Consider the following 16030-nt stretch of genomic DNA (forward strand, 5'->3'; position numbering starts at 1 on the left):
CCCATGAGCGCCCGCGATCTTCCCAAACCTCCCGTCCGGGCCGCCACGGCCATGGTGGAGCAGGTCGACACCAGCTACCTGGAAAGCCTGATCGGCTACAACGCCAGGCGCGCGGCGCTGTCGGTCATTGAGGTGTTCATGGAACGCATGGCCCCTTATGACCTGCGGGTGGTGGATTTTTCAGTGCTGTCGCTGGTCACGCACAACCCCGGCATCACCTCGCGCCAGCTCTGCACCGCGCTGGGCATCCTGCCGCCCAACCTGGTGGCCATGGTCAACAGCCTGGAAAAACGCGAGCTGATCGAGCGCAGGCCGCACCCTCGCGACGGGCGGGCGATGGGTCTACACCTCACCGCCAGCGGCAGCAAGCTCATGCGCGACGCCGAACGCACCGCGGCGGCGCTGGAAGCCGAAGTCGCCTCCCGGCTCTCGGCCGGCGAGACCAAAACCCTGCTGCGGCTGCTGCAGAAGATTTACCTGTAGGGCCCGGCCAGGCACGCCCCTAACGCATTCGTTCCGGATTTTCAAGCCCTTTTGGCCGTGAAGCTACACCCTGCGGGCGCAGGCAGCTATAAAACTAGTAGCAGTCCGGAATTTGCGCTATATTCGCCTTCCAAGCCCGCGCTTGCCTATCCATTCTGACAAAAACGTGACCAGGAGATGCCCCCCATGAGTGCCAAAGAAAATGCCGCCGTCGGACAGCTGTTTGAAATGCTTGAATCGCGTTACGCCCTGCGGGTGTTGTGGGCGCTCAAAGACGGCCATCCGCAAACTTTCCGGCTGCTGCAGGACAGCGTGGGCAGCATCACCCCGAACACCCTGAACACCCGCATCAAGGAACTGCGCGCCGCCGGCCTGATGGGTCACGGCAACGACGGCTACATCGTCACAGCCCTAGGTGCCGACCTGCTCAAACGCCTGAACGACGTGCAGGCCTTTGCCGCCAAGTGGTCGGCCAGCCAGACCAAGGTCGCTGCCGTCAAGAAGAAATAAGGCGCTACCGCTCCCCCCAAAGACAGGCCCTGCGCCTGTCTTTTTGTTTGGGGCGGGCCCTTTCAGCGCCCCACTTCAGGCATAAAATCGGGCCACAGCCCTTTTACAGCTTGCGCAGCCAGCTATCTATTTGGTAGCACCGGCGAACCGGCAGCCCGCGCCAACCGTGCAGCGCCCAACTGCAATTCCTTGTCTTGAAAAGGGCTTTACTGCCCCAAGCTGCCCTCTTGTCCTTCTGAACAACCGCATTCGACCATGTCCGACAACAAACAACCCGAACAAAACCAAGACCTCAGCGGTGCGCCCAGCCCGGAAGAACTGGAAGCCGCGCAGGCCGCCAACGAGGCCGATGAACTGGGCGCGGCCCAGGCCGAACTGGCCGTCCTTCAAGCCAAAAACAGCGAACTGGCGGACAACTTCCTGCGCGCCAAGGCCGAGGCTGAAAACGCCCGCCGCCGCGCCGACGACGAAATCGCCAAGGCGCGCAAGTTCGCCGTCGAGAGTTTTGCCGAAAGCCTGCTGCCGGTCACCGACAGCCTGGAAGCCGGCCTGCTTCAGCCCGATGCCACCGCCGCCCAGATCCGCGAAGGCACCGAAGCCACGCTCAAGCAGCTCAAAAGCGCGCTCGAGCGCAACAAGGTGATCGAGATCAACCCGGTGGCCGGGACCCGCTTCGATCCACACCAACACCAGGCCATCAGCATGGTGCCGGCCGAGCAGGAAGCCAACACCGTGGTGGGCGTGCTGCAAAAAGGTTACCTGATTGCCGACCGCGTGTTGCGGCCCGCGCTGGTCACCGTGGCGGCACCCAAATAAATGTGCTGATTTGCACTGCTGCACTTGAAACGCCGAAAGTTATCCACAAGTCATCAACATGGTCCTGTGACCAGCGGCTGAAATCCCCGGCCACCTGCTTTCAACCAACTTAAAACTTAACCAAGAAAATCTAGGAGTAAATCATGGGCAGAATCATCGGTATCGATCTGGGCACCACCAACAGCTGCGTGGCTGTGATGGAGGGCAATGTGCCCCGCGTCATCGAAAACTCGGAAGGCGCGCGCACCACGCCGTCGGTCGTGGCTTATCTCGAAAACGGCGAAGTGCTGGTTGGTGCCTCGGCCAAACGCCAGGCCGTGACCAACCCCAAGAACACGCTCTACGCGGTCAAGCGCCTGATCGGCCGCAAGTTCTCCGAAAAAGAAGTGCAGAAGGACATTGACCTGATGCCCTACAAGATCGTGGCCGCCGACAACGGAGACGCCTGGGTCGAGGTGCACGGCAAGAAGATGTCGCCGCAGCAAGTGTCCGCCGACATCCTGCGCAAGATGAAAAAAACCGCCGAAGACTACCTCGGCGAGCCGGTCACCGAAGCCGTGATCACCGTGCCTGCCTACTTCAACGACGCACAGCGCCAGGCGACGAAAGACGCCGGCCGCATTGCGGGCCTGGACGTCAAGCGCATCATCAACGAGCCCACCGCCGCGGCGCTGGCCTTCGGCATGGACAAGCAGGAAAAAGGCGACCGGAAGATCTCGGTCTATGACCTGGGCGGCGGCACCTTCGACATCTCCATCATCGAGATTGCCGATGTCGACGGCGAAAAGCAGTTCGAGGTGCTGTCCACCAACGGCGACACCTTCCTGGGTGGCGAGGACTTCGACCAGCGCATCATCGACTTCATCATCGACGAGTTCAAGAAGGAATCCGGCGTCAATCTCAAGAACGACGTGCTGGCCCTGCAGCGCCTGAAGGAAGCCGCCGAGAAGGCCAAGATCGAGCTGTCCTCGAGCGCGCAGACCGACATCAACCTGCCCTACATCACGGCCGATGCCTCGGGTCCGAAACACCTGAACATCAAGATGACCCGCTCCAAGCTGGAGCAGCTGGTCGAAGAGCTGGTCGAGCGCACCATCGCCCCGAGCCGCGTGGCGGTCAAGGACGCCGGCGTCGCCAGCGGTGACATCCATGACGTGATCCTGGTCGGCGGCCAGACCCGCATGCCCAAGGTGCAGGAAAAGGTCAAGGAATTCTTCGGCAAGGAGCCACGCAAGGACGTGAACCCCGACGAGGCCGTGGCCGTCGGTGCCGCGATCCAGGGCCAGGTGCTGTCGGGCGACCGCTCCGACGTGCTGCTGCTCGACGTCACCCCGCTGTCCCTGGGCATCGAAACCATGGGCGGCGTGATGACCAAGATGATCAAGAAGAACACGACCATCCCGACCAAGTTTGCGCAGACCTTCTCGACCGCCGAGGACAACCAGCCGGCCGTGACGATCAAGGTGTTCCAGGGCGAGCGTGAAATCGCTTCCGGCAACAAGGCGCTGGGCGAGTTCAACCTCGAGGGCATTCCGCCTGCCGCACGCGGCACGCCGCAGATCGAGGTGTCTTTCGACATCGACGCCAACGGCATCCTGCATGTGGGCGCCAAGGACAAGGGCACCGGCAAGGAAAACAAGATCACCATCAAGGCCAACTCGGGCCTGTCGGAATCCGAGATCCAGCAGATGGTCAAGGACGCCGAACTCCACGCCGCCGAAGACAAGGAGCGGGTCGAGTTCGTGCAGGCCAAGAACAATGCCGAAGCCATGGTGCACAGCGTGAAAAAATCGCTGACCGAGTACGGCGACAAGCTCGACGCCGGCGAGAAGGAAAAAATCGAGGCCGCCATCAAGGACATGGAAGAAGCGCTCAAGGGCGAGAGCAAGGACGCCATCGACGCGAAAAACGCCGCCCTGATGGAAGCCAGCCAGAAGCTCGGTGAAAAGATGTACGCCGACATGCAGGCATCGCAGGCCGCCCAGGCCGGCGGCGCAGCAGGTGGCGAAGAAGCAGCCGCCAAACCGGCCGCCGACGACAATGTGGTGGACGCCGAAGTCAAGGAAGTCAAGAAGGGCTGATCCCCTTTTTGATGCATCGCCTCCGGGCAGCGAAGCGGAATCGGGGGTTTTCCCCGCATTCCGCTTTGCCGCATCCGGGGCACAGGAATCCTTTCCACTGAACACGCAATTCCCATGGCCATCAAAAAAGACTACTACGACACGCTGGGCGTTCCGAAAAACGCCAGCGATGAAGACATCAAGAAAGCCTATCGCAAGCTGGCGATGAAGCACCACCCTGACCGCAACCAGGGCAGCACCAGCAAGGCCTCCGAGGAGAAATTCAAGGAGGCCAAAGAGGCTTATGAGATGCTTTCCGACGCGCAAAAACGCGCCGCCTACGACCAGTACGGCCACGCCGGTGTTGATCCCAACCGCGGCGGCGGTCCCGGTGCGGAAGGGTTTGGCGGCTTTGCCGAAGCCTTTGGCGATATTTTTGGTGATGTCTTCGGCGGCCAGCAAGGCCGCGGCGGTCAGCGCGGCGGCCGCCAGGTCTACCGCGGCGGCGACCTCAGCTACGCGATGGAAGTCACGCTGGAGGAAGCGTCCACCGGCAAGGACGCGCAGATCCGCATCCCGAGCTGGGACGACTGCAGCACCTGTCACGGCACCGGCGCCAAACCCGGCACCAAGGTGGTCACCTGCACCACCTGCCATGGCCACGGCGTGGTGCAGATGCGCCAGGGCTTCTTCAGCGTGCAGCAGACCTGCCCGCAGTGCAAGGGCACGGGCAAACTGATCCCCGAGCCCTGCGTCGCCTGCCATGGCGTGGGCAAGACCAAGACGACCAAGACGCTGGAAGTCAAGATTCCGGCCGGCATCGACGACGGCATGCGCATCCGCTCCACCGGCAACGGCGAGCCCGGCACCAACGGCGGCCCGCCGGGCGACCTCTACATCGAGATCCGCCTGAAGAAACACGACATCTTCGAGCGCGACGGCGACGACCTGCATTGCGTGGTGCCCATCGGAATGGCAACGGCTGCGCTGGGCGGCGAGATCGAGGTGCCGACGCTGGCCGGCAAGGCCGCCATCGACATTCCCGAAGGTACGCAGACCGGCAAGCAGTTCCGCCTGCGTGGCAAGGGCATCAAGGGTGTGCGCTCCAGCTACCCCGGCGACCTGTATTGCCACATCACGGTGGAAACGCCGGTCAAGCTGACCGAGCACCAGCGCAAGCTGTTCAAGGAACTCGACGAGTCCCTTAAAAAAGGCGGCGCCAAACACTCGCCGACCGAAGAAAGCTGGACCGACAAGCTCAAGGGCTTCTTCGGCGCCTGAAGCCGCGGCGCAGGCAGCTATCAAAACGATAGCTGCCTGCGCCCGAAGGGCAAGGGCTGGAGGCACTATTTGCCATAAAACCGGCGGAAGAAGGCTGCTTCTCGGCCGCTGCCCCCCCCCTGCCTCACCACGATTGTCAAGATGAAACGGCCCCGGCGGCGGGTCTTACGCCGCCCGGGCTGCGAGCGTGCGGGCGCTGGCATATAGTGCCTTGTTCCGCTCTGTTCCTCCCTTCTTTCCCCTCCCCCTTACCCACACGCCCCATGAAAACCAAAGCCGCCGTCGCCTGGAAAGCAGGCCAGCCCCTGACCATCGAAACCGTCGACCTTGAGGGCCCGAAGTTCGGCGAGGTGCTGGTCGAGATCAAGGCCACCGGCATCTGCCACACCGACTACTACACGCTGTCGGGCGCCGACCCGGAAGGCATTTTCCCGGCCATCCTCGGCCATGAGGGCGCGGGCATCGTGGTCGATGTCGGCCCCGGCGTGACCACGCTCAAAAAGGGCGACCACGTCATTCCGCTGTACACACCCGAATGCCGTCAGTGCAAGTTCTGCCTGTCGCGCAAGACCAATCTGTGCCAGCTGATACGCGGCACCCAGGGCAAGGGCCTGATGCCCGACGCGACCAGCCGCTTCAGCCTGGACGGCCAGCCGATCTTTCACTACATGGGCACCAGCACTTTCAGCAATTACACGGTGGCGCCCGAGATCTCGCTGGCAAAGATCCGCGAGGACGCACCGTTTGACAAGGTCTGCTACATCGGCTGCGGCGTGACCACCGGCATTGGCGCAGTGCTGTTCACCGCCAAGGTGGAAGCCGGTGCCAACGTGGTCGTGTTTGGCCTGGGCGGCATCGGACTGAACGTGATCCAGGGCGCGAAGATGGTAGGCGCCGACAAGATCATCGGCGTGGACATCAATCCCGCGCGCCAGGCCATGGCGCGCAAGTTCGGCATGACGCACTTCATCAACCCCAAGGAAGTGGACAACGTGGTGGACGCCATCGTGCAGCTCACCGACGGCGGCGCCGACTACAGCTTCGAATGCATAGGCAACACCACCGTGATGCGCCAGGCGCTCGAATGCACCCACAAGGGCTGGGGACGCAGCATCATCATCGGCGTGGCCGAGGCCGGCGCCGAGATCAGCACGCGGCCTTTCCAGCTGGTCACCGGCCGCAAGTGGGAAGGCTCGGCCTTCGGCGGCGCGCGCGGGCGCACCGACGTGCCGAAAATTGTCGACTGGTACATGGAAGGCAAGATCAACATCGACGACCTGATCACACACACCATGCCGCTCGAAGACATCAACAAGGGCTTCGAGCTGATGAAAAGCGGCGAGTCGATCCGCGGCGTGGTCCTCTACTAAGACGGACGCCACCGCCATGATGAAGACACTCCAGCCCCAGCGCCAGGTCACAGCCGGTGTGCTGGACGTGGCCCTGTACGAGACCGGGCCGGCGGACGGCCCACCGGTGTTCCTGATGCACGGTTTCCCCTACGACATGCATGCCTACGCCGAGGTGGCGCCCCTGCTGGCGGCACACGGCTGCCGGGTGTATGTGCCTTCCCTGCGCGGCTACGGTGCCACACGCTTCCTCAACGAGGCCACGCCGCGATCGGGCGAGCAGGCAGCGCTGGGCACCGACCTGCTGGCCCTGATGGATGCACTGGCCGTGCCGCGCGCCGTGCTTGCGGGTTACGACTGGGGCGGGCGCGCCGCCTGCGTGGTCGCCGCCCTCTGGCCCGAACGATGCGCCGGCCTGGTCTCGCTCAACAGCTACAACATCCAGAACATCGCGAAAGCCATGGTGCCGGACACGCCGGACAACGAACACAGTCTCTGGTACCAGTATTACTTCCACAGCGAGCGCGGCCGTGCGGGCCTGGCGGCCGACCGGCGCGCCTTCTGCCGGCTGCTCTGGAAACTGTGGTCGCCGACCTGGGCCTTTGATGAGGCCACCTTCGAGCGCAGCGCCGCCGCTTTCGACAACCCGGACTTTGTCGAGGTGGTGATCCACTCCTACCGCCACCGCTTCGGCCTGGTGGCCGGTGACCCGGCGCTGGCCGACATCGAGCGGCGCCTGGCCGCGCAGCCGCCCATCAGCGTGCCCAGCATCACCTTCGACGGCAGCGACGACGGCGTGCGCCCGCCGGCCACTGCAGCCCAACATGCGCACCGCTTCACCGGGCCACGGTCGCACCGCATCGTCCCCGGCGCCGGCCACAACCTGCCGCAGGAAAAGCCGCAGCTGTTTGCCGACGCCGTGCTCGAACTCGTGCAGCAACGACCCCAACCATGAACACAAACCCCGAACTCCTCAGTGAACACGCCTGCTTCGGCGGTGTGCAGCGGTTTTACCAGCACGCCTCGACCACCATCGGTCTGCCGATGAAATTTTCGGTGTTCCTGCCGCCGCAGGCCGCGATAGACGCCGCCGGCGGCAGCGTGCCCGCGCTGATCTACCTGGCGGGACTGACCTGCAACGAGGAAACCTTCATGGTCAAGGCCGGCGCGCAGCGACTGGCCGCGAGCCTCGGCCTGGCGCTGATCGCGCCCGACACCAGCCCGCGCGGCGCCCACCTTCCCGGCGAGGCCGAAAGCTGGGACTTTGGCGTCGGTGCCGGCTTTTACCTGGATGCCACGCAGGCCCCGTGGTCGCAGCACTACCGCATGGAAAGCTACATCACCGGCGAACTGTTGCCGCTGCTGACCGGCGCCCTGCCCCTCAACGCAGACCGCATCGGGATCTTCGGCCATTCGATGGGCGGGCACGGCGCACTGACCCTGGCGCTGCGCCACCCCGGCCTGTTCAAGTCGGTGTCGGCCTTTGCGCCCATCTGCGCGCCCAGCCAGTGCCCCTGGGGCCGCAAGGCCTTCACCGGCTACCTGGGCACCGACACCGCCGCCTGGTCTGCCCATGACGCCACCGCGCTGATGGCCCGGCTGGATGCAGTACCCTACCCCGGCGGCATCCTGATCGACCAGGGCCAGGCCGACAAATTCTTGTTCGAGCAACTGCACCCGCATCTCTTTGAAGCCGCTTGTGCCCAGACCGGCCAGGCCTTGGAACTGCGCCGTCATGCGGGCTACGACCACGGTTATTACTTTGTTGCCACCTTCATGGCCGACCACCTGAGCCACCACGCGCGCCAATTGTCGGAGTAGTGGGCAGAAGGGACCGGAACCTCTACCGGCCTGCGACGTCTCTGCCGGCGGTATAACACTTTTCATGATGACGGGCTGTGCGCCAGCACACCGACAAGTTGTTAATAGTGGTGCAAGATTGCTATCTCTTGTCCGCTTGTCTCTCCACTCGCGTATACCGCGGCATCGCATCGACGGCCACTCATCAGAACAGAAATCATGCACAACAAAACCACCCGGATCCACCGGCTGGGTCTGGCAGCGCTTTGCGTTTTTGCCAGCCTGGCACCAGGCCTGCCCACCCTGGCCGCCACTGCACCCAGCAACATAGCGGTCAGCGCAACGGTTCAGGCCACCTGCACAACTACCGCCACCAGCCTGGCCTTCGGCACCTACACGGGCGCGCAGGCGGATGCCACCGCCACCATCACCGTCACCTGCACCAACACCACGGCTTACTCTGTGGGCCTGGACGCCGGCTTGGGAACGACCCCCGCAGCAACCGTCACCACCCGGCATATGAACGGCCCTGCCGCAGCCGGGTTGGCCTACACCCTGAAATCGGTCTCCCAGACGGGCAGCAACTGGGGCAATACACCGCCCACCGACACCGTGGCAGGTACCGGCTCAGGCAGCGGTCAGCCGATCACGGTTTATGGGCGGGTGGCGGCGGGCCAGTTGGTCACACCGGGCGCCTACGCCGACACCATCACCGCCACCGTCACTTACTGAGGGCCCCATCATGCACACGCAAATCGTCCCCACCAACCGCCGCAAACTGGCCAGGTTCGGCGCACTGGCCACTGGGGCCTTGGCTCTTTTGCTCGGCACTGCGGCCAGCGCCCAGTCGCTGACGGTACTGCCCGTCAATATCGAAATGGCGCCCCAACAGATGGCCACTACGCTGACGGTCGTGAACCAGGGCGACACCGAGACCAGCGTACAGATTCGCGCTTTCAAGTGGATGCAGCCTGACGGCAATGAAGAACTCACACCGTCCGACGAGGTGCTGGTAAGTCCGCCAATTGCCACCATCGCGCCGGGCGCAACGCAAATCGTGCGCTTGGTGCTGCGTCGGGCACCGCAGGACCGCGAGGCCACTTACCGCATCCTGCTTGACCAGATCCCGCCAGCGGCGGCGCCCGGCACCGTGCGTATTGCCCTGCGCCTGTCCATTCCGGTCTTCGCCGCGCCAGCGACCCGGGTGGCCGCCAATGTACAGTTTCGCGCGGAGAGCAAGGCCGGGCAGACCTATCTGGTGGCAGTCAATGACGGCAACCGCCGCGAAACCATCAGGGAGATAACGTTGAAAAGCAATGACGGTGGCGGACTGACAACTGCGGCCAGCAGTTCGCCCTACATTCTTGCCGGTGCCACCCGGCGCTGGCCAATTGGCGCGCCCGGCCGCCTGCCAACAGCGGGCGAAACCGTGCACCTGACGGGGCGCATGGACGCCGGTGTAATTGACCAGCATGTTCCCGTTGCTGCAGCGCCATGATCTCCTGCCTGCTGCAAGGCGCGGACTTTTAAAAGTTTCAAGAGCCATCGCGCCTGGCGTTCTGGCGGTAATTCCGGTTTGTTTGCCCGTGCCGGCGCTGGCGGCCACCAGCACCTCCTCGCTCACCGTCTCTGTGACGGTTCCGGCCACCTGCCACATCACGGCCACAGCCCTGGCATTTGGCATCTACACCGGCACGGTAGATCTTGACCCTGCCACGCTGACGATCACCTGTAGCAACACCACGGCCTATACCGTCGCCCTCAATGCCGGTCTGGGCGCGAACCCGGCGGCGACCGTGAGCACCCGCCACATGAACGGACCAGCCGCCAGCGGCCTGCCTTACGCGCTGTTCCGCGATGCGTCGCGCACCCTCAATTGGGGCCAGACCATCGGCGTCGATACCGTGGCCGGCAGGGGCAACGGCAGCCCCCAGACCTTGACGGTTTATGGAAGGATCGCCGCCGGCCAGCTTGTCACGCCCGGCAGCTACAGCGATACGATCATTGCCACCATCACCTATTGATGATGCGCGCGAAACACCCCGACCTTATGGCGCATGGCGACGCTGGCACACCTGCGCGCCATAGGTTGGTTCACAGTGCCTCGCGCCACTGATCGCCGCCGCGCGGCCATCCTTCGGTTCGGCTTGCCCATGACCCTTGCGCTGGCCCTCTTGCCGCTGTCGGCCCGGGGCGCCGATCAGGACTTGCTGCTCGATCTCCTGGTCAATGGTTACCCGACCAACAGGATCGGCGAATTCGTGCTGCGGGGCGGCGCCCTGCTGTCGCTGCGAGCAGAGTTGACCGAGCTGGGTTTTCGAATTCCTGACTCGGTCGTCGCGGGGCCAGACGGTCTGATTGATTTGTCTGAGCTGCCGAGCCTGAGCTGGCAACTCGATCAGCCCAGCCAGACGCTGCGGGTGACCGCCGACAACGAGCGGCTGCTGCCAGCGCTGCTGGAAATCGGGGGAAGGCCCGCAGGCAAAGTGGCTTTTGAGAGCGGCTCGGGTGCCACGCTCAACTACGACTTCAGCGCCAGTTCCGCCAGTGGCCGCCGTAGCGCCAGCAGCCTCCTCGACCTGCGGGTCTTCTCGCCCCTGGGAGTTTTCAGCTCTGGTTTGTTGACCCACACAGAAGCTGGCCAGCGCGCGTCGGACGCGCCATCAGCGATACGCCTGGACTCGACCTACACGTTTTCCGATCCTGGTACCTTGCGCCGTTATCGACTGGGCGACTTCATCAGCGGTGGCACGGCCTGGACGCGACCCATCCGGTTGGGGGGTGCACAGATCACCTCAGACTTCAGTCTGCGGCCTGATCTGGTGACTTTTCCGCTGCCCTCGGTTCGCGGTTCTGCCGCCGTCCCCTCCACACTCGATGTACTGGTCAACGGTAACCGGCTTTTGTCGCGTCCGGTTGGCGCCGGGCCTTTCGAGATTGCGCAATTGCCAGTGGTCACGGGGGCCGGCTCGGTATCCCTGACGCTGACCAATGCACTGGGCCAGCAGGTGCTCACCACCCTGCCTTTTTATGCCAGCTCTGCGCTGCTTGCACCCGGCCTGCAGACTTTTTCAGCGCAGGCGGGCGCGGTGCGGCGCAACTGGGGTCTGATCAGCAATGACTACGGCGGCATGGCGGCCAGCGGGTCTTATCGCCGTGGTTTGACGCCCGCGATCACGCTGGAGGCCAGCGCCGAAGGCACTGCGGGCACGGTCATGGCGGGCGCTGGCGCGGTACTCAATCTGGCCAGTCTCGCCATACTCAATGTGGCAGCAGCGGGCAGCAGCGGCTCGCTCGGCAGGGGCGCCATGCTGTCGGCGGGTCTGCAGCGCGTCGGCACGGTCTTCAGCTTTGGCACTGCGGTGACCGCAGCCAGCCAGAATTTCCGGGATATCGCGGCAGTGAACGGCGATCCGTTTCCACGGTTGCAGCTCACCGCCAGCGCCGGGCTGTCACTGGGGCGGTTCGGCTCGGTCGGCGTGGCCTATGCAGAGGTGCGCCGCGACGCTGCCGTGACTTCGACGGGGCTTGCAGGCGGCGTCGTAGATCTCCAGCCGATGCAGAACGCGCGCATCGTGTCGGCCAGTTATTCGGTACAGATTAGTCGCCTGTCGCTGTATGCCACGGCGTTTAGGGATCTGACCCGCGCTGGCGGCAGCGGTATTCAGTTCGGCGTGGCATTGCCGCTGGGGGCCAGAAGCTCGCTCGGGGCCAGCGCCGGCTCGGGCCCGGGCGGCAGATACGGGCAGGTGCAGGCGCAGCAGTCGGCGTTGACCACAGGCGACTGGGGCTACCAGGCTCACAGCACAGTCGGCCCCGCCGCGCAACAGTTCGCCCGGGTCGAATACAAAGCACCGTGGGCGCGGCTCAACGCGGGGGTTGACCGGTTCGGCGCGGAGACATCGCTGAGCCTGCAGGTGGCGGGTTCGCTTTCGATGCTGGACGGTGCATTGTTCCCGGCCAACACCATCACCGACAGCTTCGCGGTCGTGGACACCAACGGCCTGGCGGGCGTGCGGGTTCTGCATGAAAACCGCGATGCCGGCAGAACCAACGCAGTCGGGCGCCTGCTGGTGCCGGATCTGCGCGCCTTCGACGTCAATCGCCTGGCCATTGACGCGACCGACGTGCCGCCAGACGCCACCCTCCACGATGCCACGCAAGAAGTCAGGCCGCAAGACAGATCCGGCGTCATCGTCAGGTTCCCCATCAAGCTCAGCCACGGTGCCTTGTTGCGGCTGGTCGATGCGGGTGGCGCACCAGTGCCCGTCGGAAGCGCCGCCCGGCTGCAGGCCAGCGGGGTCGCCTTCCCGGTTGGCTACGGCGGCGAGGTGTATCTGGAAGGGTTGCGAGCCCGCAATGTAGTGGTCGTCGAGCGACCCAAAGCGCGACGCTGCAGCGTCGTTTTCGATTACAAGGCGGTGCCGGGCGATATCCCGACAATTGGCCCCTTGACTTGCCGGGAGCAGGCTCCGTGAGGCGATGGCTTGCGCTGGTCGCGCTGCTGCTTCTCGCCTCTGCATCGGCACATGCAGCCTGCACGAAAGTGAAGCTCAACGATCTGAATTTCGGTGATTATTCCGGTGTGGTGAATGACACAACGGCCCAGCTGACCGTCCGCTGTGACAGCGGTTTCGCCTACTCGGTCATCCTCAGCGGTGGGGGCAGCGCCAACGTCAACGCCCGGACGATGACGGAAAGCGCTAGCGGCAACAAGTTGAATTATTCTGTATACAGGGACGCCGCGCGTAGCGCCGTCTGGACCGACGTGCCGGGAACCACGACTATCGATGGCGTCGGTACCGACAAAGATCAGTCCTACAACGTCTATGGCCGCATTCCGGCTGGACAGGTGGTCATGAAAGCCTCGTATCAGGATTCCCCGACCGTCTCCGCAGGCGGCTCAGTCGATCAGGTTCGGGTCAGCACGAAAGTAGTGGCCAGTTGCACGATTTCGGCAGGTACGCTTAACTTCGGCAGCTACACCGGCGCGGTTTTGAACGCTGTTGGTACGCTGTCGGTCACCTGTAACACACCGACTGGCTACCACGTGGGTCTGGGTGTCGGCACTGCACCGGGCGCGACCGAGAGCACCCGGAAGATGACCGGCCCCTCCGCCAGCACGCTGGCTTACGCGCTGTTCTCAAACGCCGGTCGCACTACCAACTGGGGCAATATCGGCGGCACCGGTACCGTCGCCGGGAGCGGCACGGGCAGGGCTCAGACCTTGACGGTTTACGGCCGGATGGTCGCGGGGCAGTCCATCGCCACACCGGGCCTGTACACCGATACGGTTATCGCGACTGTGAGTTATTGACTACCGTCTTCCTGCGCCCACAGCACCCGCGCGGCAATTGTCGCAGTAGCAAGGTTGTTCAAAAAAGACTGGCCTGCGGGGAGTGCGGTACCGGCGGCCTGAACTGGCTGAAGTCCAGCTCGGTACGCTGGCGGTTCAGGCCCAGCCGGTGGCAGGCTTTTTCAAAACGCTGTTTGATCAGGTCGGCCCACAGGCCGCTGCCTTTCATGCGTGAGGCAAAGTCGCTGTCGTAGTCCTTGCCGCCGCGCATTTCCTGGATACGCGCCATGATGCGCGCCGCGCGTTGCGGGTAGTGCAGTTCCAGCCACTGTTTGAACAGCGGCGCCACTTCCCAGGGCAGGCGCACCACGGTGTAAAACGCGGTGCGCGCCCCGGCCTCGAAGGCGGCCTGCAGCACCTGTTCCATGTCGTCGTTCACAAACGGAATCTGCGGGGCCACACTCACCCCCACAGGCACGCCGGCCTCGGCCAGCGCCCGGATGGTGCGCAGGCGCCGGTGCGGCGCGGCCGCGCGCGGCTCCAGCTTGCGGGCAAGTTCGCCGTCCAGCGTGGTGATGGTCACGTAGACCGCTGCCAGATGTCGGGCCGCCATCGGCGCCAGCAGGTCCAGGTCGCGCTCGACGCCGCTGGACTTGGTGACCAGCGCCAGCGGATGCCCCAGCTCCTGCATCAGCTCGATCAGGCCGCGGGTCAGGCGCAGCTCGCGCTCGACCGGCTGGTAACAATCAGTGGCCGAGCCGATGTTGATCAGCTTGGGCACATAGCTGCGTTTGGCCAGGTCGGCGCGCAGCATGGCGGCGATGTTGCGCTTGGCGATGATTTTTGTCTCGAAGTCCAGGCCTGGCGAGAGGTTCAGGTAGCTGTGCGTCGGCCGGGCGTAGCAGTAGATGCAACCGTGTTCGCAGCCGCGGTAGGGGTTGACCGAATAGTCGAAGTAGATGTCGGGCGAATCATTGCGGCTGATGGCGCTGCGTGCGTCCTCGAACACCACCTCGGTCTGTACGGGCGCCCGGTCTGCGGCGGCCTCTTCCAGCGTGCCCCAGCCGTCGTCGTACGCGGCCCGCGCGTCTTTCTCAAACCGGTGGGCCAGGCGCGTGGCGGTGCCGCGGCCCTTGATGGCATGCACGGGAATGGTGACTTCGGTCATGAGGTACGCCTGCAAAATACTGTACAAAATAACAGTATAGTCACTCTTCTGCCGACCTGCCGCTCCCACCCGCTGACTCCTGCAACGCTATTTATTCAATAGCGCCTTGCGCACGTCCCTATTGGGCGAGAGCACTTTTCATCGGACAAACACGGGGTTCAGGGAGTGCGGAGACCCACTCCGGGCGGCACGCGCGCCGGCCGGCGCCGCAACTCCACGCCCAGGTACAGCGCCTTGCCCGCCAGCAGCGACAAGGCAAAGGCCGCCAGCATCCCCAGCGCATTGGCCGCCAGCTGCGTGGGCCAGAAATGGCTGACCACGGCATTGACGCCCAGGAGCACGGCAAAGTGAATCAGGAACACCGAGTAGGACATCTGACCGAGCTGCAGCAGCCACGGCGCCTCCAGCCAGCGCCCAGCCGCCCGGCGGCGCTCCAGGGCCACCAGGATCACGGCCACCACCAGCGCCACCAGCAGCCGGCCCCTGAAGTCGAGCAGCAGCGCCGCGACACCCAGCAGCCCCAGGGCCAGCAGCCAGCGCATCGGCCGGGAGCTGCGCGATGCCCACCAGGCCAGCATGCCCAGGGCGTAAGCGCCAAAGAAGTACAGCCCCGACATGTCCAGCGCCGCGTGCCGGTTGAACATCCCCAGCGACGCGGCCGCAAGCAGCACCACCAACAGCACCCCGGCCTGCGCCGGTACGCCGGGCCAGCGCCTGTGGCCGTGGTCCACCAGCGCGAACAGCAACACGCTGATCGCGAACAGCTGGAAATCAATCGCCGCGTACCAGATACCTGCCGACAGCGCTTCCTGCCCCACGATGTCCTGCAAAAGGAACACATGGGCGAGCACCTGCCACGCGGTGGGGCTGTCGGGCACCGAGGGATGCGCCAGCCACGGCCGCACGGCCGCCGCAACCAGCGTGGTGATGGCCAGGGCCACAAGAAGGGGGAGCGCCAGCCGCTGGTAGCGGCGCAGGATCAGGCGACCTGGTTGACGGAACACGGCAAGCCCCTGGGGCGCCAGCACGCTGGCGGCCAGAAAACCGCCCACCACCAGAAACACCTGCACGGCCATGCGCGCGTCGTCGTAAAGCCAGTCCATCAGCGCCGGCGCCGTCGTGTAGACCACATCGCTCATGGGCCCGTAGAAAGCCAGGTGGTGCCAGACGATCAGCACGCAGCCCAGCGCCTTCAGGGCATCAATGCCGGGCAGGCGCTGCGCGGACGGCGTCAGGGCAGCGACCGGTGGTTTCATGCGGCAGAAAG

General features: G+C 64.5%; 15 protein-coding genes. 13 read left to right on the forward strand and 2 right to left on the reverse strand.

The features are described from left to right. The first annotated feature begins 3 nt into the window (after nucleotides 1–3). From PSV26_RS13685 to PSV26_RS13745, 13 genes are all read left to right on the forward strand, one after another. On the forward strand, nucleotides 4–483 hold the full coding sequence (locus tag PSV26_RS13685) for a MarR family transcriptional regulator (protein WP_300518754.1): 480 nt from the start codon (nucleotides 4–6) through the stop codon (nucleotides 481–483). 186 nt (nucleotides 484–669) lie between these two features. After that, nucleotides 670–993, forward strand: coding sequence for a transcriptional regulator (locus PSV26_RS13690; protein WP_300518751.1), 324 nt, complete (start codon nucleotides 670–672; stop codon nucleotides 991–993). Nucleotides 994–1248: 255 nt separating this feature from the next. Next, nucleotides 1249–1809 carry a nucleotide exchange factor GrpE gene (gene grpE / locus PSV26_RS13695; RefSeq protein ID WP_300518748.1) on the forward strand — a complete coding sequence of 187 codons (561 nt, stop codon included), beginning with the start codon at nucleotides 1249–1251 and terminating at the stop codon, nucleotides 1807–1809. Nucleotides 1810–1952: 143 nt separating this feature from the next. Next, nucleotides 1953–3890, forward strand: a complete 1938-nt coding sequence (gene dnaK, locus PSV26_RS13700) for a molecular chaperone DnaK (protein WP_300518746.1) — start codon at nucleotides 1953–1955, stop codon at nucleotides 3888–3890. 114 nt (nucleotides 3891–4004) lie between these two features. Continuing rightward, entirely contained in the window at nucleotides 4005–5150 is a 1146-nt protein-coding gene (gene dnaJ, locus PSV26_RS13705) for a molecular chaperone DnaJ (RefSeq protein WP_300518743.1), read from the forward strand. A 263-nt stretch (nucleotides 5151–5413) separates the two neighbouring features. Further along, nucleotides 5414–6520, forward strand: a complete 1107-nt coding sequence (locus tag PSV26_RS13710) for an S-(hydroxymethyl)glutathione dehydrogenase/class III alcohol dehydrogenase (protein ID WP_300518740.1) — start codon at nucleotides 5414–5416, stop codon at nucleotides 6518–6520. A gap of 19 nt (nucleotides 6521–6539) precedes the next feature. Then, entirely contained in the window at nucleotides 6540–7454 is a 915-nt protein-coding gene (locus tag PSV26_RS13715) for an alpha/beta hydrolase (protein ID WP_300571762.1), read from the forward strand. After that, nucleotides 7451–8320 carry an S-formylglutathione hydrolase gene (gene fghA, locus PSV26_RS13720; RefSeq protein WP_300571480.1) on the forward strand — a complete coding sequence of 290 codons (870 nt, stop codon included), beginning with the start codon at nucleotides 7451–7453 and terminating at the stop codon, nucleotides 8318–8320. The genes PSV26_RS13715 and fghA overlap by 4 nt, the downstream gene beginning before the upstream one ends. 198 nt (nucleotides 8321–8518) lie before the next feature. Continuing rightward, nucleotides 8519–9031, forward strand: a complete 513-nt coding sequence (locus tag PSV26_RS13725; protein ID WP_300571481.1) for a spore coat protein U domain-containing protein — start codon at nucleotides 8519–8521, stop codon at nucleotides 9029–9031. 10 nt (nucleotides 9032–9041) lie between these two features. Further along, nucleotides 9042–9797, forward strand: coding sequence for a fimbria/pilus periplasmic chaperone (locus PSV26_RS13730; RefSeq protein WP_300571483.1), 756 nt, complete (start codon nucleotides 9042–9044; stop codon nucleotides 9795–9797). A gap of 88 nt (nucleotides 9798–9885) precedes the next feature. Further along, entirely contained in the window at nucleotides 9886–10323 is a 438-nt protein-coding gene (locus PSV26_RS13735) for a spore coat U domain-containing protein (protein ID WP_300571485.1), read from the forward strand. Nucleotides 10324–10452: 129 nt separating this feature from the next. Beyond that, nucleotides 10453–12777: a fimbria/pilus outer membrane usher protein gene (locus PSV26_RS13740; protein WP_300571487.1), complete on the forward strand. Its 2325-nt coding sequence runs from the start codon at nucleotides 10453–10455 to the stop codon at nucleotides 12775–12777. Next, nucleotides 12774–13616 carry a spore coat U domain-containing protein gene (locus PSV26_RS13745; protein WP_300571489.1) on the forward strand — a complete coding sequence of 281 codons (843 nt, stop codon included), beginning with the start codon at nucleotides 12774–12776 and terminating at the stop codon, nucleotides 13614–13616. Before PSV26_RS13740 ends, PSV26_RS13745 begins: the two co-directional genes overlap by 4 nt. A 58-nt stretch (nucleotides 13617–13674) precedes the next feature. Here PSV26_RS13745 and PSV26_RS13750 read toward each other — a convergent pair whose 3' ends face one another. Together PSV26_RS13750 and PSV26_RS13755 are read right to left on the reverse strand one after the other, a co-directional pair. Next, nucleotides 13675–14763 carry a PA0069 family radical SAM protein gene (locus tag PSV26_RS13750; RefSeq protein ID WP_300571491.1) on the reverse strand — a complete coding sequence of 363 codons (1089 nt, stop codon included), beginning with the start codon at nucleotides 14761–14763 and terminating at the stop codon, nucleotides 13675–13677. Between the two features lie 158 nt (nucleotides 14764–14921). Further along, entirely contained in the window at nucleotides 14922–16019 is a 1098-nt protein-coding gene (locus PSV26_RS13755; protein ID WP_300518732.1) for an acyltransferase family protein, read from the reverse strand. Nucleotides 16020–16030 lie beyond the last annotated feature (11 nt).

It is taken from the genome of Polaromonas sp. (assembly GCF_029945685.1).
GTDB lineage: Bacteria > Pseudomonadota > Gammaproteobacteria > Burkholderiales > Burkholderiaceae_C > Polaromonas.

Coding starts and splice junctions, on each gene's coding strand:
- PSV26_RS13685 (WP_300518754.1), top strand. CDS start 4: ATGAGCGCCCGCGATCTTCCCAAACCTCCCGTCCGGGCCGCCACGGCC.
- PSV26_RS13690 (WP_300518751.1), top strand. CDS start 670: ATGAGTGCCAAAGAAAATGCCGCCGTCGGACAGCTGTTTGAAATGCTT.
- grpE (WP_300518748.1), top strand. CDS start 1,249: ATGTCCGACAACAAACAACCCGAACAAAACCAAGACCTCAGCGGTGCG.
- dnaK (WP_300518746.1), top strand. CDS start 1,953: ATGGGCAGAATCATCGGTATCGATCTGGGCACCACCAACAGCTGCGTG.
- dnaJ (WP_300518743.1), top strand. CDS start 4,005: ATGGCCATCAAAAAAGACTACTACGACACGCTGGGCGTTCCGAAAAAC.
- PSV26_RS13710 (WP_300518740.1), top strand. CDS start 5,414: ATGAAAACCAAAGCCGCCGTCGCCTGGAAAGCAGGCCAGCCCCTGACC.
- PSV26_RS13715 (WP_300571762.1), top strand. CDS start 6,540: ATGAAGACACTCCAGCCCCAGCGCCAGGTCACAGCCGGTGTGCTGGAC.
- fghA (WP_300571480.1), top strand. CDS start 7,451: ATGAACACAAACCCCGAACTCCTCAGTGAACACGCCTGCTTCGGCGGT.
- PSV26_RS13725 (WP_300571481.1), top strand. CDS start 8,519: ATGCACAACAAAACCACCCGGATCCACCGGCTGGGTCTGGCAGCGCTT.
- PSV26_RS13730 (WP_300571483.1), top strand. CDS start 9,042: ATGCACACGCAAATCGTCCCCACCAACCGCCGCAAACTGGCCAGGTTC.
- PSV26_RS13740 (WP_300571487.1), top strand. CDS start 10,453: ATGACCCTTGCGCTGGCCCTCTTGCCGCTGTCGGCCCGGGGCGCCGAT.
- PSV26_RS13750 (WP_300571491.1), bottom strand. CDS start 14,763: ATGACCGAAGTCACCATTCCCGTGCATGCCATCAAGGGCCGCGGCACC.
- PSV26_RS13755 (WP_300518732.1), bottom strand. CDS start 16,019: ATGAAACCACCGGTCGCTGCCCTGACGCCGTCCGCGCAGCGCCTGCCC.